Genomic DNA, 22,569 nt, shown 5'->3' on the forward strand with positions numbered 1-22,569 from the left:
AGTCCTTCCGTCAGGTTCGGCCGGCAACGCCGGTGAGGCCTTCGATCCCGTCAGCGACCACTGAGGTCGGCCTGACCGGACGGGCCGGTCGGGCGCAACAGATAGGTCAGGTCGTCCCAGCGCACCACCAGGCCGGCCAGCAGCGCGCCCGTGGCGGCGGCCACCGTCAGGCCCGCCGGGTGGCCGGGCTCCGGTGTGACCGTTGCCGCCCCGGTCACCGCGGCTGCGGTCAGCAGGAGGTTGCGGACCACGTGCGTCGGGCCGAGCGGCTCGGCGCCACGCCCGAAGCAGTTGCAGGCTGCCCGGCCGGGGCGCCGCAGCGCCGTCACCACCGCGCCGGTGAGGACCGTGAACAGCACCGCGGCGGAGAGCAGCGCGGCGGTCGCGAAGCCGACCCCGACCAGCGGCGAGGCGGCAAGACCGATCGCGACGGCGGTCTCCGCGGCGGTGACACCCCCGGCCACCGGGCGTGCCAGGCGCCTCGGTACGCCGAAGGCCGGCAGCGACGCGGCGAAGGCGGCGAAGGCGCGCAGGCCCCGCACCTTGCTCACCGAGGAGACGGTGAGAACCAGGCCGGTCAGTACCGCGCACAGTACGCCGACGTACGTCATGACCACGGCCGTTGCGTGTTGCCGGACGAGCCGAGTCGACATCGGACCCGGCCGAGGAGCCGGTGGGCCGGGACGTATCCGATAAGCCGGGAGTCCCAGCTGCGCGCCAGGTTGTCGCCGACCACGACGAACTGCCCGGCCGGCACCCGCCCGGACGGGTTGCCGCTGAGCGCCGGGAGCAGGTCCCAGGGCACGGGGTCGCCCGGAACCGCCACCACCCGCTTGATCATCCACTGCCGGTCCGCGACGGCGGACGGGCCGGCGGTCGGCGGCATCGGCGGACGGAGCCAGCCGTGTACGTCCGGGCGTTCCAGGACGACGACCTGGCCGGGCCGGGGCGCCCGGCCCCTGCGCACGAGCACCCGGTCGCCGTCGCCGTACGTGGGCCACATGCTCTGCCCGCGTACCGTGACGACGGCCAGCCCGCGCCGCACCGCGACGATCCCCGCCACCACCACCGCAGCCGACGAACACAGCACCACCGGCAAGGGCACGCCGAGCAGCAGAGTGAGCAGACCGAACCCGGTACTCATCGTCGCCCCGTCGCGGGTTCCGGTACCGGCGACGCCGGCTGGTACCCGCTGGCCTGGGCGTGGAACAGCCGGGCGTACCGGCCGCCAGCTGACAGGAGCGTGGCATGGTTCCCCTGTTCGACGACGCGGCCCCCGTCGAGCACCACGATGGCGTCGGCGTCCCGCAAGGCGTTGAGCCGGTGCGAGATGAGCAGGGTGGTGCCGCCGCGAAAGGTCAGCAGCGACCGATGAATCTCCTCCTCGGCGGCGGCGTCGAGGGCCGCCGACGGCTCGTCGAGGATCATGAGTTCACGCCGTTGCCCGACGAAGGCCCTGGCCAGCGCCAGCCGCTGCCACTGCCCACCGGACAGGGGCACGCCGCTGTCCGGGCCGGCGCGGTCCGACTCGCTCAAGAACATCCGGGACAGCAGGGTCCGGTAGCCGTGTGGCATCGCCGCGACCGTGTCGTGAATCCCGGCCCGGCGCGCGGCCGCCTCGATTCGCGGTTGGTCGGCGAGGGCGGTGAGGTCGCCGAGCCCGATGTTGTCGGCCGCCGACATGTCGTAACACATGTAGTCCTGGAACACCGCACCGACGCGGCGGCGCAGCTCGGCCGGGTCGACCTCGCGGATGTCGACACCGTCCCACAGCACGCTGCCCCGGGTCGGATCGTAGAACCGGCACAGCAGCTTGACCAGTGTGGACTTGCCCGCCCCGTTGAGGCCGACCAGCCCGAGCACCGCGCCGCGCGGGATGACCAGGTCGACGCCGCGAAGCACCCACGGGTGCGCGTCGGAGTAGCGGAACCACACGTCGCGCAGCTCGATGCCGTGTCGCAGCGCGGGCAACGGGGCCGGTGCCGCACCGACCGGCAGGTCCGGATCGGCATCGGTGATCGCCAGATGGTGACCGAGCATCAGCAACGCGTGGTGCGTACGGGCCGACTCCTGCGCCATCGCGGTCAGCGCGGCCTGCACGCCGGTGACCGCGGCGACGAAGATGCTGATGTCACCGATGGTGAGCCGGCCCTGGGCGGCGGCGCCGACCGCCCAGACGAGTCCCGCCCCGGCGACCGCCGCGGCCAGCAACGCGGCCCCGGCCTGGGTGGCCGCCTCCCGGCGGTCCAGCCGCCGCCGGGCGCCGTCAGCGGTCCGCCGGCTGGCCAGCATCCGGTCACGCAGGTGCGCCCCGATCGCCAGCAGTCGGATCTCCTTGGCCGCCGCGACGGTGCCGAGCAGGTCGGCGTGGAACATCTCCTGCCGCTCCACCGGCCCGATCTCCAGAAACACCCGCGCCCGACGTCGGGCGAGGGCGAGTTGGGTCAGCAGCGTCGGCACGCCGGCCGCGAGGGTGAGCACGGTCATTGCCGGGCTGACCACCCACAGCACGCCGAGGAACGACGCGATGGTGATGCCGGCGCGCAGCACGCCGAGCCCGCCGTCGAGTGCCTCGTTCGGCAGCATCGCACCCTGTTGGGCGAGCCGGAGTCGATCCAGGAACCGGGGGTTCTCGAACGGGCCGAGCCCGACGATGCGGTCGACGGCGACGAACAGCCGCTCCCGCACCGCCAGGCCGACCCGGCGATCCAACTCCGCACGCTGGTATCGGGCCACCACCGGCACCATGGCGGCGACCACACCCGCAGCGGCCAGGCCGCCGGCCAGGGCCACCACGGCACCCGTCGAGACGCTGGGTCCGGTCAGGCCGTTGAGCACCAGCTTGGTCAGCCACGCGGTCAGCACCGGCAGGCCACCCGCGAGCAGTGTCACCGTCACGTACAGGGCAAACCGCCAGGGTGCGGTGCGCGCGGCAAGCGCGACGGCCACCCGGGCCCGCCGCGCCGCTCCCGGCTCGGGTGGCAGGTGAGTGTCGGCCCCGGCCGGCGTGGCCCGGCCGGCCGACCCCGGAGGGCCGGCCGCGTCGAGGCGGCCACCGCGGCCCGGTCCGTCGGCCGCCCCCGTGGTGGTCATGCCCGGGCACCGGCCGGGCGACCGACGACGACATCGTTGTCCGCGACGACGAGCCGGCCGTCGTCGGCCCGGGCGACCCGCACGATGATCGGGTACGCGCTGACCCCGAACGCCGTGCCGACCGCGCCCCCGTCTCGGTCCTCCCGCACGACCCGGGCGACCGGACGCAGCCGCTGTACGAACTCATCGGCGCTGTCGTCATCACCGGTCACCACGGCGACCAGCGGCTCGTCGGGCCAGGTCTGTGCGCCGTACTCTACCAGGGCCGGCAACTTGTCCTGGCACGGCCCGCAGGTTGGCGAGAGGAACGCCACGACGGTGCCGTCGGCGATGTCCGTGGAGCGGATCGGGTGCCCGTCCACGGTCGCCGAATCGAAGGCGTCGATCGCCTGGCCGACGCGTACCCGGGTTGGTGGACGGCCGAGGTCGCCGAGCCGTTCCGACTGCTCCCGCAGCCGTTTGGCCAGGCCGATGGTGAGTATCAGGTTCAAAACGCAGAGCGCGCCGAGCACAACGACGGCGGCAACCAAGATGGGCAATGTTCACTCCTGTCCGGCGAAACGGCTGGGCGGGATGCCGGCGGCCCGTCCATGTCGGACGGGCCGCCGGCCGGCACCGCCGTCAGATCACGGTGCCCAGTTCGGCGCTCAGTTGCAGTAGTAGACCTGGCAGCCGCAGCCGCTGCGGCAGATCGCCCAGCAGGAGCGGTAGTTGCACTGCCAGCAGCTGGCGTAGTAGGTGTCGACGGGCGGCCCACACGCCGCGTCGGCCGTCACCACGGGCACCAGCCGGCCGAGCAGCTGGGTGCCCCAGCTCTCGATCTTCTTGTACATGCCATCTCCTCACTCGTCGGTGCCGACATCCCGGCAGGACGACCCTCCCAAGCAGGTCTTGGTCGGCGTCTTGCCAATATCTGGTCACCGATCTGGTGCCGCATTGGAAGACGGCTATATTCGGCAGTACAGCCGGTCGGGGCTCGGGGGGATCCGTGTCGACAGTGGTCTTGCTGGGTCAGGTCCGGGTGTGCCACTCCCACGTCGAGGTCGACCTCGGACCACCGAAACGCAGGGCGGTGTTCGCCGCGCTCGCCGCGGATCCGGCCGTCCCGGTGCCGGTCTCGGTGCTTGTCCGGCGGGTGTGGGACGACGAACCGCCGGCCGCCGCCCGGGACGCGCTCTACGTCCACGTGATGCATCTACGGCGGGCGCTGGCCGGCGAGGATGCGCCACGGCTCGTCCGTGCCCGCGACGGCTACCAGCTCGACATCGACCCCGACGCGGTGGACCTGCACCGCTTCATCCGGATCATCGACGCCGCAGCGGCGCTGCACGACGATCCGAGCCGGCAGGCCGCCCAGTTGCGGGCGGCACTTGACCTGTGGCGCGGCGCGCCGTTCGCCGGTCTGCCCGGCGCCTGGTTCGACCGGATCCGCGAAGACCTGCGCCGCCAGCATCTGTCGGCCATCGTCACCTGGGCCGGATGCGAGCTGCGACTGGGCGAACACCGGCGGGTGCTGGCCGAGGTGCCCAGACTGGCCGCAGAACAGCCCCTGGTGGAGCCGCTCGTGGCGGTGACCATGCGGGCCCTGTGCCGGGCCGGTCGGACCGCCGAGGCGCTGGAGAGCTACGCGAACACCCGTGCGCTGCTCGCCGAACGGCTTGGCGTCGAACCTGGCAGCGAGCTGCGGGAACTGCACCTGGCCATCCTGCGCGGGACGGACCGCGACGACGGCCCGGGCGCCCCGGTGCCGCTCGAATCGACCAGCGGTGCCCGGGGGACGCTTTCGACGCCGCACCCACCTGCCGGGCCACCGCCGACCCCGACCGTGCCCCGGCAGCTCCCACCGGCGCCGGAGCTGTTCGTGGGCCGGCACACCGAGATGGAGCTGTTGGGCCGGCTCGGCAAACTCACGATGATCTGCGGCATGGCCGGTGTCGGGAAAACCGCCCTCGCGCTGAACTGGGCGCACCGTCAGGCACCCGCCTTTCCCGACGGCCAGTTGTACGTGAATCTGCGCGGCTGGGACGAGGAGCCGGCGCTGACTCCGCAGACCGCGCTGGTTCACCTGCTGACCGGCCTGGGCGTGCCGGCCCACCAGGTCCCAGCCGACGTGGAACTGGCGGCGTCGATGTTCCGGACGATGACCGCCGCGCGGCAGGTACTCGTCCTGCTGGACAACGCCGGGTCCGCCGAACAGGTCCGGCAGCTGCTGCCCGCCGGCCCCGGCTGCCGGGTCGTCGTCACCGGCCGGGAACGCCTCGCTGGTCTGGTCGCCCAGAACGGCGCCACCGAGATCGACATCGACGTGCTGGACATCGCCGAGGCGAGCACGCTGCTCGAACGGGTGTTGGGTGGCCCCCGGCCCGGGATCGCCGAGTTGGCCCGGGCCTGCGGCCAGCTGCCTCTCGCGCTGCGCATCGCCGGTGCCACCGTCGTCAGTGGCGCCCGTGTCCCGGTGGACGTCCTCGTCGAGCGACTCAACTCCGACCAGCGGCTCGGCGCGCTGGCCATTCACCATGACGCCAGCGCCACCGTGCAGCGGGCCTTCGACCATTCCTACGCCGCGCTCGACCCGCTGACCCAACGGCTGTTCCGGCTGCTGGGGAACCTTCCGGTCACCTCGTTCAGCGCCGGGCTCGCCGGGGCGCTACTGGAGGCCCCGGTCGACGACGGGCTGGAGCGGCTGGTGGCGGCGCATCTGCTGCTGCGGGTCGCCGACGATCGGTACACCTTTCACGACCTACTCAAGGAGTACGCCCGTGACCGAGCCGCGCGAAGCGACTCGGACGACGTGCGGCAGGCGTCGATCCGCCGGGGGTACGACTGGTTCCTGCGACGGGCCCGTAGTGCCGCCCACATCCTCTACCCCCAACTGGTCCGGCTGGAGCCGGAGCCTGAACCGGTCTTCGCGGAGGCGGCGGACGCGGTGCTGTGGCTGCGTACCGAGGAGCCGCAACTGGCCGAGATGATCGTCGCGGCCGAGTCCCGGGGCGAGTCGGCGATGGGCTGGCGGCTCGCCGACAGCCTGCGTGGCCACTTCATGTCGTCCCGCAACCTGGTCCTGTGGGACCAGCTCATCGGCATCGGCCTGGCAGCTGCCCAGGCGCAGGGGGACGTGCGAGCCCAGGCCGCCATGCACCTCGCGGCGGGAGTCGCCCGGGTCGTCGCCGGCCAGCACGACGATGCGGTCGAGCACTGCCGACGGGCCGCGACACTGAGCGAACAGGCGGGCTGGACCGTCGGACTGTCGTCCGCGCTGACCACGCTCGGCGTGCGGCACGCCCACCTGGGCGACACCGCGGAGGCGGCCCGGTGCACCGAGCTGGCCCTGACCGCCAGCAGATCCGCTGGCAGACTGGCCAGCGTCGCGATCAACCTCAACAACCTCGCCGCGATCAACATTCAGCTCGGTCGGTTCGCCATCGCTGGCCAGCAGCTCGCCGAGGCGCTGCGACTGCACACCGGCGCGGGCACCCGGCGGGGTGCCGCATCCGTGATGGTGAACCTCGGCTCCCTGCACTACGCCCAGGGCCGTCCGGAACGGGCCGAGCGGTACCTACGCCACAGCGCGGACATCTACCACGGTCTCGCCGACCGGGAGGGTGCGGCGAGTGCGCTCAGCCACCTCGCGCTGGTGCAGCTGCTGCTCGTTCGTCCCGGGCAGGCACTGCACAGTGCGCGCAGCGCCCTGGCCGCGGTCCGTGGCACCGGCGATCCGCACACCGAGGCGCTGGCCCTCATCAGTCTCGCCACGGTCCACGGCCGGTACGGCCGGCACCACGGCAGCCTGCTGTACCTGCGACGTGCGCTGCGCCTCGCCGAGGACACGGCGGACCGGCAGTGGGTGTGCCTTGCGCTGCTCGGCACCGCCGAGGCGCAGCTGGCCGTGGGCCTGAGCACCGCGGCTGCCGTCACCGCGCGCCGGGCACTGGACCTGGCCCGCTCGGCGAGCTACACCGGCTACGAGGGTCAGGCGCTCGCCATGCTGGGCCGCGTGATGCTGGTGCACGGAGCACCGGAAGACGCCGTCGATTTCGCCCTCAGGGCTGTGGACGTGCAACGCCGGACCGGGCACCGGCTCGGCCTGGCCCGCAGCCTCAGGCTGCTCGCCCAGGCCCGGGCCGCCTGACCCGCCGATGGCGCCAGCCGCTGCGCCGTTTCAGCGCCCATACCTCGCAGGGGCGGTGTCTGGCCGACTCTGCGCGCGACCCGGTCGTGCGGTCGATCGCTAGGACGCCTGGCGGATGGGCGTGTCGGCCCGCCAGACGTCGGCCAGGTCGCTGAGGGGTACGTCGAGGGCCTGGCTGAGGCAGACCACGGTGCCGAACGCCGGTGCCGGCAGCCGGCCCGCCTCGATCTTGCGCAGGGTTTCGGGGGAGATGCCGGCTGCCAGGGCCACCTCGACCAGGCTGCGGCCGCCCCGCGCGAGGCGAAGGGCGGCGCCGAGACGCTGGCCCGCTGCGATCTGTTCGGGGGTGAGTGGTTGACGAACCATGGCAGCAGGATAGTCCTCCGGAGCAGTCCAACCGGGCGTGGTATAAAAATACCGGACAGGACGAGGGAGGTGCTCGTGATCGAGTTCAAGTCCGCCGAGGAGATCGCTCGGATGGCGGTGACCGGCCAGTTCGTCGGCGAGTTGCTCGCCGAGCTGAGCGGCGTCGCCGCAGTCGGCGTCAACCTGATGGATCTCGAACACCACGCCCGCCGGCGGATCGCCGAACGCGGCGCCGAATCCTGCTACTGGGACTACGCCCCTTCGTTCGGCCGGGGCCCGTTCCGCAACGTACTGTGCCTGTCGGTCAACGACGCGGTGCTGCACGGCCTGCCGCACGACTACGTGTTGCGCGACGGTGACCTGCTCAGCATCGACATGGCGGTGGTCATCGACGGCTGGGCCGCCGACTCCGCGCTGTCGGTCGTCGTCGGCACCCCCGACCCGGCCGACCTGAGGCTGATCGAGGCCACCGAGGTCGCACTGGAGGCCGCCATCGTCGCCGCCCAGCCCGGCGGCCGCCTCGGCGACATCTCCGCCGCGATCGGTGGCGTCGCAGACTCCTACGGCTACCCGGTCAACGCCGAGTTCGGTGGGCACGGCATCGGCCGCACCATGCACGAGGCCCCGCACGTCTCCAACAACGGCCGTGCCCGCCGGGGCATGAAACTGGAGCCCGGCCTCACCATCGCCATCGAGCCCTGGTTCTGCCGCAGCACCGACAAGATCAAGTTCGATGCCGACGGCTGGACGATCCGCTCCGCCGACGGCTCCCGTACCGCCCACTCCGAGCACACGGTCGCCATCACGGCCGCCGGCCCTCAGGTCCTGACCCGCCGCCCCGCCCACGGCCGCACCCCGGCCGACCCCGCCAGCCGGTCCGCCACGGCCTCCTGAGCCACCGGCCGGGGCGGGGCAGCCAAGGCGGGCCCGCCGTCACATGACGTAGGTCAGGCTGACCCAGAAGACGAGGACGGAAGCGGCCAGCAGCCCACCGATGGTGGTCCCCGCCAGTACCAGCGCGTGGCTGATCCGCACCCGGTCGCGTGCCAGCAGGTAGACACCGGCGGCGACGATGAACGCGAACACCGCGAGGTAGATCACGAACAGGAAGCTGGCGGTGACGACAGCCGTTGCTCCGGCCGCGGCCAGAGCGGCTCGCCGTGGACCGAGGTCGCGGAGGAAGATGAAGTACGCGGCGGCGTCGGGGAAATGGGGCCCGCCACCACCTGACCTGCACCACCCAGCGGACTCCGGTGCCACGCGGATCAACGGAACGGCCCGCAGGCTCGTACGATTGCGCAGGGAATCGCGGACCGCGCAGCGGGAGGGGCCATGGGAAAAGGGATCTACGTGCAGGAATTGCCGGGGATCGGCAAACGGTACGACGTCGACCTGGGCAGCAACACCCAACGGATCTCCATCGTGGTACGCCGTGACGGCGCCCGGGACCTCTACGTCTTCGCCGCCGGGGTGGACGACCCGGTGGCCGTGATCGAGATGTCGGAGGAGCAGGCCCGCAAGGTGGGCGCGCTGCTGTCCGGCACGTACTTCTCCGAGTAGTCGACCCTGCCCCCGTCGAGCCCACCGCGCCCACCTCAGGAGTCTCACCGTGCACGCTGACCTCGTGGGCTTCGGCGCCCTCGTACTGATCGCGGGTTTGCTGGCCCGCTTCGGTCGCCGGATCAACCTGCCCACGGTGCCGTTCTTCATGCTGGCCGGCATCCTGCTCGGCCCGGGTACCCCGGGCCCGGTGCTGATCGCCCATCCCGAGGACCTGAGCCTGCTCGCCTCGCTGGGCCTGGTGCTGCTGTTGTTCCACCTGGGCGTCGAGTTCCCTGTCGAGCAGGTGCTCGGCAGCGGCAAGCGACTCTTCGTGGCGGCGGGCTCGTACATCGCGCTCAACGTCGGCGCCGGTCTGCTCTTCGGGTACGCCCTCGGGTGGGGTGGCTACGAGGCGTTCGTGGTGGCCGGTGCGCTCGGCATCTCCTCGTCGGCCATCGTGACCAAGCTGCTCATCGAGCTGCGCCGACTGGCCAACGCGGAAACCCCGGTCATCCTCGGCATCATCGTGATCGAGGACCTGTTCCTCGCGCTGTACCTGGCGCTGCTGTCGCCGCTGCTGTCCGGGGCCGGGTCGGCGGGGGAGCTGACGCTGCGCATCGGGCTCAGCTTCGCGTACCTGGTCGTGCTCTTCGCCGTCGCCCGGTTCGGCGCCCGACTGGTCGGCAAGATCATCGACAGCAACGAGGACGAGCTGCTGGCCATCCTGATGGTCGGGCTGGTGGTGCTGGTGGCCGGCATCTCGGCCGAGATCGGCGTCTCCGACGCGATCGGTGCGCTGATGATCGGCCTGGTGGTGGCCCGTACCCCCATCCGGGAGCGGGTGGAACGGCTGGTCCTGCCGCTGCGCGACGTCTTCGCGGCGGTGTTCTTCGTGGCGTTCGGGCTCAGCATCAACGTCAGCGCGATCGGCTCGGTGGCCCTGCCGGTGCTGCTGGCGGTCCTGCTGACCGTGGTGACCAACGTGCTCGCCGGGTTGATCGCCGGGCGGTTGTTCGGGCTCAACCAGCGGGGCGCGGCCAACGTCGGCCTGACCGTGCTGGGGCGTGGCGAGTTCTCCCTGATCCTGGCCACCCTCGCGCTCGCCGCCGGCCTGGACGCCCGCCTCGGCCCGTTCATCGCCCTGTACGTGCTGGTGTTGGCGGTGGCCAGTCCGCTGCTGGCGGCGAACTCGCGCTACCTCGCGCGGATCATCCCGGACCGGCTGCTGCACGCCAGTTGGCGGTACGTGCGGGAGGAGACCATCAGCACCGCCTGCACCCACCTGGACCGGATCAACATCACCGAGTCCGACGCCGAGGCGTGCCCGCAGTGCGTGGAGTCCGGCGACGACTGGGTGCAGCTGCGGCTGTGCCTGACCTGCGGTGCGGTGGGTTGTTGCAGCGACTCGGTCAACAACCACGCCGAGCAGCACTACCGGCAGACCGGCCACCCGCTGATCCGGTCACTGGAGGCGGGGGAGGACTGGCGCTACTGCTACATCGACGGCGCCCTGGTCCGCGAACCGATGGGCGCCACCCGGGAGTGAGGGGCGCGCGGCAGCCGCCGCGCCTCAGTCGAGGCGGTAGACCAGCGCGCCAGCTATCTCCTCCCGGGTGATGCCGAGGCCGTCCACTGGCCGGGTGGTTATGCCGTCCCACGGCGTGCCGGCGAGTCGATCCGGCAGCACGACCACCGACCGGATGCCGACCTGCCGGAGGTACGCGACGCTGTCCCGATCGGGGAAGGTCGTGCTCGCGGTGCGGATCTGCTGCTGACTGGCCGGCACGAAGGTGACGTAACCGTTGGCGACGCGGGGGAACCCGTCGGTCGACCAGAGCATGACGTGCGCGTCGGAGTAGCTGTCGCTGGGCAGGACCAGCAGCGGGTCGGGCGCCGACCGGAGCGCTGCCGGGGCGGTCGGCACGGTGGGGTGGGGGGTGCGGTTGACGCCTTCGACCACGACCAGCAGCAACGGCACCAGGAGCAGGATTCTCCCCGCCAGTCGCGGCCACTTGAGGGTGGGAAGCTGCCGTCCGAACTCCGTGATGGCCCCCGCCGCCAGCACGGCCAACAGCAGGCTGGTCCACACCATGAGCCGCCCCGGGGTGCGGAGCGCGTCCCAGCCGGGAAGCAGCCGTGACAACGTCAGGTATCCCGGGTCGCCCTGACCGACGAGGCTGGTGCCCAGCCCGAGCGCACCGCTGACCAGCACACCGAGCCCGAGCAGTACGCGGTGCCGGACCCGGAACACCGAGTAGCTCAGCCCGGCCACCGCCAACATGATCAACGTGACCCCGGGCAGCAGGGTCATCTCCGGCGGCCAGGACAACTGGGCGCGGGCGGCCGTGAAGTGTTCACCCCACAGCCACGAGTCCGCGGGCGCGACGAAGTATCCCCGCAGCGGTGGGGAGAACATCTCCGTCCAGGCCAGGTCCCGGCGCGCCTGCGGATTCAGCTCGACCACCCGCAGGTAGGTGGTGCCCAGCCAGACGCACACCCCGGCGAAGACGCCGCCGCCCAACAGGTTGGCGAGCACCACCCGGCGGCCCAGCGCCCACCGGCCGGTCCGCCACCGGGCCCAACCGACCGCCGCGAGGACCACCAGCCCGGTCGCGGCCAGGAAGTACACCAGCGGCAGGCCGATCGCGAGGCCGAGGCTCACCTGCCAGGCGGCGACCAGCCAACCGGCCACGATCCATCCGGGGCGGTGCCGCGCCGGTCGGTGGCCGTCCCGCAGGGACCAGCCGTGGCCGCGGGCCAGCATCGCCAGGCACAGGGCGATGCCGCCGATGGAGAGGACGTTCAGGTGCCCGCTGTGGGCGAGCCGCCACGGCGCGAAGGCCCAGGCCACGCCCGCCACGGCCGCCGCCGTCCGGATGCCACCCAGCTGGCGCACCAGCGCGTACGCCCCGACGAAGGCGAGTGCGTGGGCCAGCACGTAGAGCAGGTTGTAGCGGAACAAGGCTGCCTCGACGCCGTGGCCGAGCAAGCCGGCGAGCGCGTAACCGGGCATGCTGTCGGTGTAGGCGAACGTGTACGACGCCGGGAAGAACGTATTGGAATGCCAGAGGTGGAGTGGGTCCGTGGCCAGTGCGTGTCCGGCCCAGGCGACCTGCCAGGCCTGGAGTGTGGGATCGCCGGCGTCGCCCGGGATCGTGGTGAACGGATGCTTCAGCGTCGGCCAGGTGAGGAGCACGGCCAACGCGACGCCAGCGATTGCCGCCAATGTCCATTCATGGCGCAGCAGGCGCGACGCCGGCCGGGCGACTGCGGCGAACCGGCCCGGTCCGTGCGGGGGTCGCGGCGGCGGTTCTGCCTGCTCCGGGTCGTCCTGCCGGCGGTCGGCGGACGAAGTTCCGGCAAGCCTTCGACCAATCGCCTGCACGAATCCTCCCGTCGATGTCCGGCGCCGAGCTCATAGCGTCGCATCGAAGGGAGGACAAACGCCATCGTGGATGGGCCACCGATACTTCCGGAGTGGCCTACCGGCCATCGCTCCCACTGGGCGAGAAACGGGACATGGGTGACCCGAGACTGTTCGCGGCAGCTCCGCTGGCGGTGCGAGACGCCCGGTCCCACCTTGGCCAGCCGGGCCGCGCTCAGCGTCCGGCTGGCCGGGGCGTACCCATCCGGCTGAGGCCGGAGCCGTGTTCGACCAGGGGCGCGACCAGCGCGGCCAGCACTCCGCCGAGCAGCGGGAAGACGATGAACACCCAGAGCTGCCGCAGCGCGTCCCCGCCTTCGAAGATCGCCGGTCCGAAGGCCCGCGCGGGGTTCACCGCCGCACCGGTCAGCGCGACCCCGGCCAGGTTCGCCACACCCAGGGCCAGGCCGATCGCCAGGCCGGCGAAGCCCGACAGGTCCGTGCTGCGCTTGCCCACCACCAGCACGACCAGGACGAACAGGAAGGTCAGTACGGTTTCCAGCAGCATCGCCCCACCCGCGTTGATGTGCGTACCGTAGGCGTTTGCGCCCAGCATCCCGGTCTGGTCGGTCACCCCACCCCAGCGCACCAGCACCCAGAGCAGGAAGGACGCCAGCGCGGCGCCGGCGAACTGGGCGATCCAGTACGCCACCGCGCCGATCAGTGAGATCTTGCCGGAGAGCAGGACGCCGAGGGTGACCGCCGGGTTCACGTGGCTGCCGGAGAGTTGGCCGATCGTGTAGACCAACGCCAGCATCACGAACCCGAAGGCCAGCGAGACCACCACGACGCCACCCTCGACACGGGCGGCGACGGCGCTGCCCACGCCGAGGAAGACCAGCAGGAAGGTGCCGATGAACTCGGCCACGTAGCGCCTGACGTCGACCATGCCGTCAGTCTTGCCCACCCGGCTCGTCGCAGGTGGCTGTTTCCGCTGCTCAGGTGGTGTGGGTCAGCGGGAACGGTGCAGCCGGCGGTACACCGGGGCCAGTCGTTTGTGCAGCTCCCGGTATACGGCGAAGACGTCGTCGTAGGTGGCCCGGTGCGCGGGCGTCGGGGTGAAGACCCGATCGGTACGGATCAGGCCGGGAATGTCGGCGAAATCGAGCAGCCCGGTGCCCACCGCGCCGATCCAGCCGGCGCCCCGGGCGTTGACCGCGAGCGGCTGGGCGTCGCGGCGGATCTCGACGTCGAGCACGTCGGCGAAGATCTGGCACCAGGAGTCCGACAGCGCGCCGCCACCGGTGATCGCCAGCGAGCTGACCGGTGCGCCGAGGAACCGGTTCACCGCCCCGGCGAGCCAACGGGTGTTGAGGGCGACCCCTTCGAAGACCGCCCGCAGCAGGTCCGACCGGTTGGTGTCGAGGGAGATGTTGAGGAACGCGGCCCGCAGGTGCGGGTCGTCCACCGGCGCCCGCTCGGCGTACAGCCAGGGGGTGTAGAGGACACCGTTGGCGCCCGCCGGCACGGCCGGAATGATCCGGTCGAACGCGTCGAAGATGGTGCCCTCGTCGCGGCTGACGTGGCCGGCGCCGAGCAGCGGATCGTCGTACTCGACGATCTTGTCGCGCAGCCAGGTCAGGTTGGCCCCGGCGGTGGCCTGCAGGGCGGTCATCAGGTACCGGTCGCCGATCGCGCAGGGCACCGAGGCGATGCCGGCGGCGATGTCGGTCTTCTTGCCGGGCACGTGCGCGGCGATCCACGACGAGGTGCCGACGTACAGGTGCGGCTCGTTGTCGCCGGTGGTGCCGGCGCCGATCGCCGCCGCGGTGGTGTCGATCGCCCCGGCCACCACCCGCACCGACTCCGGCAACCCCAGGTGCGCGGCGGCGGCCCGGGTCAGCGTGCCGATCACCTCGGTGCAGGCCACGATCGGCGGCAGCTTGTCGGCGTCGATGCCGCAGTCGGCGACCAGGGCGGGGGAGTAGCGGATCCGGCCCGGCCGGCGGTTGTCGGTCACCCACGACGTGAGGATCGAGTCGACGGTGGCCACCGTCCGGCCGGTGAGCTTCAGGTTCATCCAGTCGAGCACGTTGAGGAACGACGCGGTACGCGCGTACACCTGCGGCAGCTCGTCACGGACGAAGAGCATGTGCGCGGCCGGATCCTTGCCGGTCGGCGAGGGCATGCCGCCGGTGAGCCGCAGCCACCGGGCGATCCGGCGCACCGACATCCCCTGGTACGCGGGAAAGCCGCCGAACTGTCGACGCAGGTGGGGTGCGCCCCGCATGTCGAGCCAGGAGATGCACGCGGTCAGCGGCTCCCCGGCGGCGTCCACCGCGATGGTCCCCTCACCCTGGGTGGAGGCGCACACCGTGCCGACGGCCCGAAGCTGCTCGGGGTGGGCGCGACCCAACTCGGCCGTCACCTCCCCGAGCGCCGCCCACCACGCCAGGGGGTCCTGTTCGGCGCCGCCGCCGGGCAATACCCGCAGCGGGACGGCGCGCTCCGCCCAGCCGGTCACCGTGCCGTCGGCGGCGACCAGGGCCGCCTTGAGCCCCGAGGTGCCCAGGTCGATCGCGAGGATCTGCGGCGGGACGGTGGCCACCGGCTCAGACCCCTTCGACCAGCGCGAAGACCTGGTCGAACCGGGCGAGGGCGTCGTCGATCACGGCGTCGGTGTCGGCCATCGAGGTGTACATCCGGGAACCGGCCAGGGTGATGATGCCGTGCGCGGTGTACGCCGCGCCCATCTGCTCCATCAGCCGCTTGCGGGCCTTGTTCTCCTTGAGCAGCTTCACCGGGTTGCGCATGTCCAGCAGCATCACGCCGCTGCACTCCAGGTGCACGATCGAACCCTGGTTGTACGCGACGTACGGCAGCCCGTAGGAGTCGATCAGCCGCTGCAGGCCCCGGGTGAGCCGGTCACCGGCCCGACCGGCGATCACCGGCGCGTTGGTACGGGCCATCTCCTCGATCGCGAAGTAGCCGGCCGCGCAGGACAGTGGGTTGGCCGAGAGCGTCCCGCCGACCTGGATGTGCGCCCCGCTCTTGCCGTCCAGCCCCGAACCGAAGACCGCCATCACGTCGGCCCGGCCACCGACCCCGCCGGCCATCGGGTAGCCGCCGGAGACCGCCTTGCCGAGCACGGTCAGGTCCGGGGTGACGCCGAAGTAGCCGGCCGCGCCACCCAGGCCGAGCCGGAACCCGGTGACCACCTCGTCGAAGATCAGCAACGCGCCGAACTCGTCGCACAGCTCGCGGACCTTCGCGTTGAAGTCACGCGGTGCCGGACGGGTGCCGGACTCGGGACCGACCGGCTCGACCACCACCGCCGCCGTGCCGCCGCGTACCCGGTTCTCGATCAGCTTGCGTTTGAGCTGGCCGAGATCGTGCGGGAACGCCTCCCGGGTGCGGGCGGTGGCGCCGAACGGGATGCCCTTGGCGTTCATCCGGTACGTGCCGGGCACCCGCAGGCCGTAGACCATCGTGTCGGACCAGCCGTGGTACGCCCCACCAACCTTGATCACCATCTTCTTGCCGGTGAAGGCGCGGGCGCCGCGTACCGCCGCCATCACCGCCTCGGTGCCGGAACCGAGCGAGCGGTACATCTGCACGTGCGGCATGAACCGGTGGATGATCTCGGCGAGCTTGAGCTCGTACTCGTGGAACAGACCGGTCACCGGGCCGGATTCGCGGACCACCTCGGCGACCCGCTCGTTGACCGGACGGTAGTTGCTGCCCAGGATCGTCGGCCCGCCGGCCTGGAGGAAGTCGATGTAGGTGTTGCCGTCCCGGTCGACCAGGTACGCCCCCTCGGCCTTCTCGACGGCCAGCGGGAACGGGTAGTTGAAAGCCAGGTTGTGCTGCACCCCGCCGGGGATGCGCCGCTTGGCCCGGTCGGTGATCTCCCGGCTGGCCCGACACTTGGTGTCGAAGTAGTTCAACACGTCGAGCAGCGCGTCGTGGCGCAGCCCGCGCAGCGGCTGCGCGGTCAGCGCCTTGAGCCGGCGCATCACGTCGGCGACGTCCGGGTACTCGCTGATCGCGTACCCGAGCCGGGCGGACTCCGCCCCCGGCTCCGCGTCGCTGCCGCCGGCCGCGTCCGGGTCGCTGCCGCCGGCCCGGTCCGGTACGTCGACGCCAGCGGCCGTCGCGTCGGCGCTGGGCAACTCCTCGTCGGCCGGTACCCGCAGCGGCTCCACCGCCTCGGTGATCTGCGCGGCGATCCGCTTCTCGTCGGCGCGCAGCTTGCCGAAGGCGATCTCCCGAATCGCCGTCGGAATGGTGTAGACCTTGCCCGTCTCGCTGGTCAACGCCAGCAGGTACGCGATGGAGACCTTCTCCAGCAACGCCATGTTGAACACCGCCCGGTCCGGGTCGGTGCCCACCGCGACCACCCCGTGGTTGGCGATGATGAACGCGTTGTCGCCGCTGGCCACCTTCTTCTGCACGTTACGGGCCAGGAACGAGGTGCCCGACGGGGCGTAGTCGATGATCGCCACCTCGCGGCCGAGGAAACGCACCTGCTCGTCGGTGAGCGCCGGGATCGGCTTGCGCAGGAAGGCCAGCGCCGAGGCGTACGGCTGGTGGGTGTGCACGATCGCGTTGACGTCCGGGCGTTCCCGGTAGATGTTGGCGTGCATCCCGCACTCGATGGACGGCTTGAGGTCCGCGCCGGTGTCGTCGGGCACGTGCTTGCCGTCGAAGTCGACGATGCAGACGTCCTCGACCCGCATCCGGTCGTAGTCGTAGTTGCTCGGGGTCACCGCGTACAGCCGGTGGCCGGGCACCCGCACCGACACGTTGCCCTCGGTCGCCTTGAGGTAGCCACGGGCGAGCATGGTGCGGCACATGTCGACCACGTGCTGGCGGGACAGGCGATGCTGCACGGCGCTCCTCCGTCGACTCCTGGGGCTCGGCGGGGTCCATCCTCGCCCGGCTGACCAGGTCGAAACACCGTCCGGACGGCAGCGAGAATCCGGCCCGGAACTATCCCGCCGTGACAAAATCGGCCGGGTGAGCGCGCCCCTGTCCGCGACCCCCTGGCAGCGCCTGCCGGCCGACCTGGCCACCGCCATGCGTCCGCACCTGCCCGCCACGGTGCCCGCCGTGGCGGTCGCGGTCACCGAGGCGACACCCGCCTTCGCGGTCATCGCCGACGACAAGTTCACCCGCGACGTGCACACCGCCGTCCAGGTCGCCCTCGACCGCTTCCTCGACCTGGTCGGCACCGACGAACCGGCACTGCCACCCCGGATCCGGGAGGTCTTCGTCGCGCTCGGCGCCGCCGAGGCACGCGAGGACCGGGGACCGGAGGCGCTGCTGGCCGCGCTGCGGATGGCGGCCCGGCTGCTGCTGCGCACCGCGTCGCAGTCCCTGGCCCGGCTCCGGCCGGTCGACACCGAGGAACTGATCGACCTGTCCGACGCGGTCAGCGCGTACGTCGCCGAACTGGCCGCCGCCAGCACCGACGGCTACGCCCTACAGGTACGCGAGCAGGCCGGCGAGGTCGACCGCCGACGGCAGCTCGCCGAACTGCTGCTGCGCGGCGACGGGATGCCCGACGCCGTCCAGGCCGCCGCCGCCCGCATCGGCTGGCCCGACCTGAACCTCGTGGTGCCCGTGCTGCTGCCACCCGACCAGGCCCGCGACGCCCGGTTCCGGTACGGCACCGACGGCCTGGTCGTCGAGCGCGGCCGGGACGCCGTGCTGTTGCTGCGCGCCGGCCCCCGGGCGACCCGGGCCGCACTGGGCACGGCGCTGGCCGGCCGGTGGGCGGTGATCTCCTCGGCGACGGCCTGGCCGCAGCTCCCCGCGGCGGTACGTCTCGCCGAGCAGGCCGCCGGGCTGGTCGGCACCGACCCGGGGCCGGTCTTCGTCGACGACCACCTCGTCGCGCTGACCCTGCGCGGCGAACCCGGCGCACTGGCCGTACTCACCGCCCGTCGGCTGGCCCCGCTGCACGACCTGCGCCCGGCGCAGCGGGACAACCTGCTGGCCACCCTGCACGCCTGGCTGCGCCACTGGGGTTCGCGCGCCGAGGTCTCCGCCGAATTGTTCGTCCACCCACAGACCGTCAGCTACCGGCTCAAACGCCTCCGCGACCGGTACGGCACCGACCTCGACGACCCGGCCGTCCGCTTCGAACTGCTGGTGGTCCTGGCCAGCCACCTCGGCACGTCCCGCCGCCCGGGCTCGGCAGTGGCCGGGCGAGAGGGACAGCCCTTCGCCGCACCATGATGTCTCGCCGGTGACTCCTGGCTGCACGACCTGCGACTGTCGGAGCACCTGCCCGGATCCGGCGAGTTCCGGCGGAACCTGTCGAGAAGTGGTGTCGGCCGTTCGTTACCCCGATGACCGACTCTGCCATCAGGAGGAGCAAGGATGCAGTACGCGATGTTGATCTTCGGCGACGACCAGGAGTGGACCGCGCTGTCCCCGGCCGAGGAGCAGGATCTGATGACGCAGATCTACGGCTGGTACGAGCGGTGGCAGCCGACCGGCAAGATCGCCGACGGTGGCGCCGAGTTGCAACCCCGCGAGACGGCGAAGACGGTTCGTGCCGGAGCCGACGGGCAGCCGGTGACCACCGACGGGCCGTACCTGGAACTCAAGGAGGTCATCGGGGCTGTGATCATGCTGGAGTGCGACGACATCGACGAGGCCGCGCGGATCGCGGCCACCTGGCCACTCGCCGCCGGGATGAGCGCGCTGGAGGTCCGCCCGGTGATGACCCGCGAGTAGGACCACGCCGAGCACGACCCGGGCCGGCGCCCCAGATCGCGGGGGCGCCGGTCTCCTCACCGGCGCCTCAGCTCACCCACCCGACGCGACATCAGCTCCCGCTCGGCCGGGTTCGTCGCCAACTCCAGCGCACGCTGCGCCGCCGCCAGCGCCTCGGTCGGACGATCCAGTGTGGCCAGCAGGTCGGCGTGGGTGGCGTGCCACAGGTGGTAACCGGCCAACTGCCCGCCGAGCGCCTCGACCTCCGCCAACGCCGGTGCCGGACCGACCGCGAACCGGGTCGCCACCGCCCGGTTCAGCAGCACCACCGGCGACGAATCCAGGGCGGACAGCCGGTCGTACAGCGCCCGCACCTCGGTCCAGTTGGTGGCCGCGTACGAGGGAGCCAGGGCGTGCAGCGCGGCGATGCCGGCCTGCAACTGGTACGGCCCGGTACGGCCCTGGCGCACCGCCGAACGCAGCCGCCACGCCGCCCGCCCGATCGCCGCCCGATCCCACAACCGCCGGTCCTGCTGATCGAGCAGCACGATACGGCCCCACGAGTCGAACCGCGCCTCGGCGCGAGCATGGTGCAGCTCCAGCAACGCGGCCAGACCGGCGGCCTCCGGCTCCCGAGGCAGCCACTCGGCCAGTTGACGCGCCAACTCGACCCCCTCGCGGGCCAACTCGCGCCGCTGGGCGGATCGCCCACTGGACAGATAACCCTCGTTGAAGACCAGGTAGATCACCGCGAGTACGGCCGGTAGCCGGTCGACGTACTCCTCGGGCGGTGGCACCTCGAACCGGACGCCACGGTCCCGAAGCTGGCGCTTGGCGCGGGTCAGCCGCTGCGCCATGGTCGGCGGCGGTACCAGGAACGCGGCGGCGATCTCGACCGTGCTCAGTCCACTGGCGGCGTACAGCGTCAGCGCGACCCGGGCCGGCTCGGCGAGCGACGGGTGGCAACACGCGAACAGCATCACCAGTCGGTCGTCCACGCCCGGTTCCGGTGGCCGTTGCGCGGCCAGCTGCGCCACCTTCTCCCGACCGACGGCGTCGCGGCGCAGCCGGTCCAGTGCCTTGCGCCACCCCGTGGTGACCAGCCATCCGGTCGGACGTTCCGGCACGCCCTCCACCGGCCAGCGGTCGAGTGCCTCGGTCAGCGCGTCGGACAACGCCTCCTCGGCCCGGTCCAGGTCACCGAGCCGGCGGCTGAGCGCACCGAGCATGCCGGCCGAGTCCGTCCGCCAGATCCGGCCCAACAGGTCCGCCACCTCGTCCACCACACCAGGGTGCCGCACCCCGATGGCCCGACGCCCGCCGGCCGATGGATCATGCCTGCCGGGCTGTGCCTGGGTAGCCTCGGGCGGCGGGTTCCGCCGAGCTGCGATCTCCGGTGACGACGGTCGGTCCGGTTGCTAGGCTGGGGCCGCGCGGGTCAGCCGCGCCGAACGGGACGAAGAGCGCGACGGGACGAGGAGCGCCACATGCAGTCGGGGGACGACGACATCTCGGGGTGAGTGGCCCCGCCGCCGACCGGCCGACGCCGGGGCGGCCCGCCTACCGCCCTGTCTGTCCTGACCGGGGCGCCGGTCGCGCCCCGGCTCGTCCTACCGAGGTTCTCCCACCATGTCCGACGTCTGCGTCGTCTGCACCAACCTCTCCTTTTCCTGGCCCGACGACACCATCGTGTTCCAGGACCTGTCCTTCACCGTGCCGCCCGGCCGCACCGGCCTGGTCGCGCCCAACGGCGCCGGCAAGTCGACCCTGCTGCGCCTGATCGCCGGCGAGCTGACTCCGGCCGGTGGCAGCGTGACCGTCGAGGGAGTGCTCGGTTACCTGCCGCAGAACCTCCCGCTGACCGGTGAACCCACCGTGGCCGAGGTGCTGGGGGTCGCCCCGGCGCTGGCCGCGTTGCGGGCGATCGAGTCCGGTGACGCCAGCGAGGAGAACTTCGCCGCCGTCGGTGACGACTGGGACGTCGAGGAGCGCAGCCACGCCGAACTCGACCGGCTGGGCCTGGGCGAGGTGGCCCTGGACCGGCGCCTGCACAGCCTCAGCGGTGGACAGGTCGTCTCCCTCGGACTGGCCGCCCAACTACTCCGCCGCCCCGACGTGCTGCTGCTCGATGAACCGACGAACAATCTCGACATCGACGCCCGGCACCGGTTGTACACGGTGCTGGAGAACTGGTCCGGCTGCCTGCTGCTGGTCAGCCACGACCGGATGCTGCTGGACCGGATGGACCGCATCGCCGAACTCGACAGCGGTCAGCTGCGGCTGTACGGCGGCAACTTCACCGCCTACGAGGAGGCCGCCCAGGCGGCCCGGGACCTGGCCGAGCGCCACGTACGCAGCGCCGAGTTGGAGGTCAAGCGGGAGAAACGGGAGATGCAGCAGGCCCGCGAGCGGGCCGAACGCCGGGCCGGCAATGCCGCCCGCAACCTCGGCAACGCCGGGCTGGCCCGGATCGTCGCCGGCGGACTCAAACGCAGCGCGCAGGAGTCCGCCGGCCGGGCCCAACAGGCGCACGCCAACCGGGTCAGCGACGCCCAGGGCCGGCTCGACGAGGCCAGCCGGGCCCTGCGCGACGAGCAGACCCTCACCCTGGACCTGCCGGAGACCGACGTGCCGGCCGGCCGGACCCTGGTCGAGGCGGAACGGCTCCAGGTGCGGTACGACTCGCGGCCACTGTTCGCCGGCCACGGACTCGACCTGCACATCCGGGGTCCGGAGCGGATCGCGTTGACCGGGCCCAACGGCGTCGGCAAGTCGACCCTGCTGCGCCTGCTGGCCGGGGAACTCGATCCCGAGGACGGGCAGCTGCGCCGGGCCGACGGCCGGGTGGCGTACCTGTCGCAGCGGCTGGACCTGCTCGACGCCGACCGTACGGTGGCGGAGAACCTCGCCGCGTACGCCCCGGACCGGCCGCAGTCGCAGCGGTTGAACCTGCTGGCCCGCTTCCTGTTCCGGGGTGCCCGTGCCCACCTGCCGGTCGGCGCGCTCTCCGGCGGCGAACGGCTGCGCGCCACCCTCGCCTGCGTCCTGTACGCGCAGCCGGCGCCGCACCTGCTGCTGCTCGACGAACCCACCAACAACCTGGACCTGGTCAGCGTGGGTCAGTTGCAGGACGCGCTGAACGCCTACCAGGGCGCCTTCGTGGTGGTCAGCCACGACGAACGGTTCCTACGGGACATCGGTGTGCGGCGGTGGCTGCGGCTCGACCGCGACGGCCTGCGGGAGATCCCCGCACCCGACCCGCGGTAGCGGCGGATCCACCAGGACGACCGGCACGGTGCTCGTCGATGTTCCGGGGGCGGGCGCGCCGGCGATACAGTGGACACGCCCT

General features: G+C 72.1%; 19 protein-coding genes. 7 read left to right on the plus strand and 12 right to left on the minus strand.

The annotated features are described in order from the left end of the window. Nucleotides 1-50: 50 nt before the first annotated feature. The 5 genes from E0H26_RS14510 to E0H26_RS29330 form a co-directional block, all read right to left on the minus strand. On the minus strand, nt 51-611 hold the full coding sequence (locus E0H26_RS14510) for a MauE/DoxX family redox-associated membrane protein (protein ID WP_338106211.1): 561 nt from the start codon (nt 609-611) through the stop codon (nt 51-53). Then, on the minus strand, nt 608-1,144 hold the full coding sequence (locus E0H26_RS14515; RefSeq protein ID WP_131304133.1) for a S26 family signal peptidase: 537 nt from the start codon (nt 1,142-1,144) through the stop codon (nt 608-610). The genes E0H26_RS14510 and E0H26_RS14515 overlap by 4 nt, the downstream gene beginning before the upstream one ends. Next, nucleotides 1,141-3,093, minus strand: a complete 1,953-nt coding sequence (locus E0H26_RS14520) for an ABC transporter ATP-binding protein (protein WP_131304134.1) — start codon at nt 3,091-3,093, stop codon at nt 1,141-1,143. The genes E0H26_RS14515 and E0H26_RS14520 overlap by 4 nt, the downstream gene beginning before the upstream one ends. Continuing rightward, nucleotides 3,090-3,632 (minus strand): TlpA family protein disulfide reductase, encoded by a 543-nt coding sequence (locus E0H26_RS14525; protein WP_131304135.1) that lies wholly within the window; start codon nt 3,630-3,632, stop codon nt 3,090-3,092. Before E0H26_RS14525 ends, E0H26_RS14520 begins: the two co-directional genes overlap by 4 nt. A gap of 108 nt (nt 3,633-3,740) precedes the next feature. Then, nucleotides 3,741-3,926, minus strand: coding sequence for a hypothetical protein (locus E0H26_RS29330; protein WP_165521870.1), 186 nt, complete (start codon nt 3,924-3,926; stop codon nt 3,741-3,743). A gap of 155 nt (nt 3,927-4,081) precedes the next feature. Between E0H26_RS29330 and E0H26_RS14530 the strand changes: the two genes are divergently transcribed. Next, nucleotides 4,082-7,222, plus strand: coding sequence for an AfsR/SARP family transcriptional regulator (locus tag E0H26_RS14530; RefSeq protein WP_165521871.1), 3,141 nt, complete (start codon nt 4,082-4,084; stop codon nt 7,220-7,222). A gap of 99 nt (nt 7,223-7,321) precedes the next feature. On the opposite strand, the gene E0H26_RS14535 is transcribed toward E0H26_RS14530, so the two are convergent. Then, the gene (locus tag E0H26_RS14535; protein WP_131304137.1) at nt 7,322-7,588 is read right to left on the minus strand and encodes a helix-turn-helix domain-containing protein; all 267 of its coding nucleotides are present in this window, start codon (nt 7,586-7,588) and stop codon (nt 7,322-7,324) included. A gap of 75 nt (nt 7,589-7,663) precedes the next feature. On the opposite strand from E0H26_RS14535, the gene map reads away from it, so the two are divergent. Further along, nucleotides 7,664-8,482, plus strand: a complete 819-nt coding sequence (map, locus tag E0H26_RS14540; protein ID WP_131304138.1) for a type I methionyl aminopeptidase — start codon at nt 7,664-7,666, stop codon at nt 8,480-8,482. Nucleotides 8,483-8,521: 39 nt separating this feature from the next. Here map and E0H26_RS14545 read toward each other — a convergent pair whose 3' ends face one another. Continuing rightward, on the minus strand, nt 8,522-8,848 hold the full coding sequence (locus tag E0H26_RS14545; RefSeq protein WP_131304139.1) for a hypothetical protein: 327 nt from the start codon (nt 8,846-8,848) through the stop codon (nt 8,522-8,524). Between the two features lie 72 nt (nt 8,849-8,920). On the opposite strand from E0H26_RS14545, the gene E0H26_RS14550 reads away from it, so the two are divergent. Together E0H26_RS14550 and E0H26_RS14555 are read left to right on the plus strand one after the other, a co-directional pair. Beyond that, nucleotides 8,921-9,148, plus strand: coding sequence for a cation:proton antiporter regulatory subunit (locus E0H26_RS14550; protein WP_131304140.1), 228 nt, complete (start codon nt 8,921-8,923; stop codon nt 9,146-9,148). Nucleotides 9,149-9,197: 49 nt separating this feature from the next. After that, nucleotides 9,198-10,676: a cation:proton antiporter domain-containing protein gene (locus E0H26_RS14555; protein ID WP_131304141.1), complete on the plus strand. Its 1,479-nt coding sequence runs from the start codon at nt 9,198-9,200 to the stop codon at nt 10,674-10,676. Between the two features lie 24 nt (nt 10,677-10,700). Here E0H26_RS14555 and E0H26_RS14560 read toward each other — a convergent pair whose 3' ends face one another. The 4 genes from E0H26_RS14560 to E0H26_RS14575 all read right to left on the minus strand — a co-directional run bounded on the left by E0H26_RS14560 (nt 10,701) and on the right by E0H26_RS14575 (nt 17,386). Then, the gene (locus E0H26_RS14560; RefSeq protein WP_240742174.1) at nt 10,701-12,356 is read right to left on the minus strand and encodes a hypothetical protein; all 1,656 of its coding nucleotides are present in this window, start codon (nt 12,354-12,356) and stop codon (nt 10,701-10,703) included. 373 nt (nt 12,357-12,729) lie between these two features. Next, complete coding sequence (locus tag E0H26_RS14565) at nt 12,730-13,443, minus strand: MIP/aquaporin family protein (protein ID WP_131304143.1); 714 nt, start codon at nt 13,441-13,443, stop codon at nt 12,730-12,732. 63 nt (nt 13,444-13,506) lie between these two features. Then, complete coding sequence (locus tag E0H26_RS14570; RefSeq protein WP_131304144.1) at nt 13,507-15,102, minus strand: xylulokinase; 1,596 nt, start codon at nt 15,100-15,102, stop codon at nt 13,507-13,509. A 4-nt stretch (nt 15,103-15,106) separates the two neighbouring features. Then, nucleotides 15,107-17,386, minus strand: a complete 2,280-nt coding sequence (locus E0H26_RS14575) for an aminotransferase class III-fold pyridoxal phosphate-dependent enzyme (protein WP_131304145.1) — start codon at nt 17,384-17,386, stop codon at nt 15,107-15,109. Nucleotides 17,387-17,513: 127 nt separating this feature from the next. On the opposite strand from E0H26_RS14575, the gene E0H26_RS14580 reads away from it, so the two are divergent. Next, complete coding sequence (locus E0H26_RS14580) at nt 17,514-18,737, plus strand: PucR family transcriptional regulator (RefSeq protein WP_240742175.1); 1,224 nt, start codon at nt 17,514-17,516, stop codon at nt 18,735-18,737. Between the two features lie 144 nt (nt 18,738-18,881). Beyond that, on the plus strand, nt 18,882-19,241 hold the full coding sequence (locus E0H26_RS14585; protein WP_131304146.1) for a YciI family protein: 360 nt from the start codon (nt 18,882-18,884) through the stop codon (nt 19,239-19,241). A 56-nt stretch (nt 19,242-19,297) separates the two neighbouring features. Here the strand turns inward: E0H26_RS14585 and E0H26_RS14590 are convergent, their stop codons facing one another. Continuing rightward, nucleotides 19,298-20,503, minus strand: coding sequence for an RNA polymerase sigma factor (locus tag E0H26_RS14590; RefSeq protein WP_131304147.1), 1,206 nt, complete (start codon nt 20,501-20,503; stop codon nt 19,298-19,300). 346 nt (nt 20,504-20,849) lie between these two features. Here E0H26_RS14590 and abc-f point away from each other — a divergent pair, with 346 nt between their 5' ends. Continuing rightward, on the plus strand, nt 20,850-22,487 hold the full coding sequence (gene abc-f, locus E0H26_RS14595; RefSeq protein WP_131304148.1) for a ribosomal protection-like ABC-F family protein: 1,638 nt from the start codon (nt 20,850-20,852) through the stop codon (nt 22,485-22,487). Nucleotides 22,488-22,569: the final 82 nt, after the last annotated feature.

This window comes from Micromonospora zingiberis (genome assembly GCF_004331455.1).
Classification (GTDB): Bacteria; Actinomycetota; Actinomycetes; order Mycobacteriales; family Micromonosporaceae; genus Micromonospora; species Micromonospora zingiberis.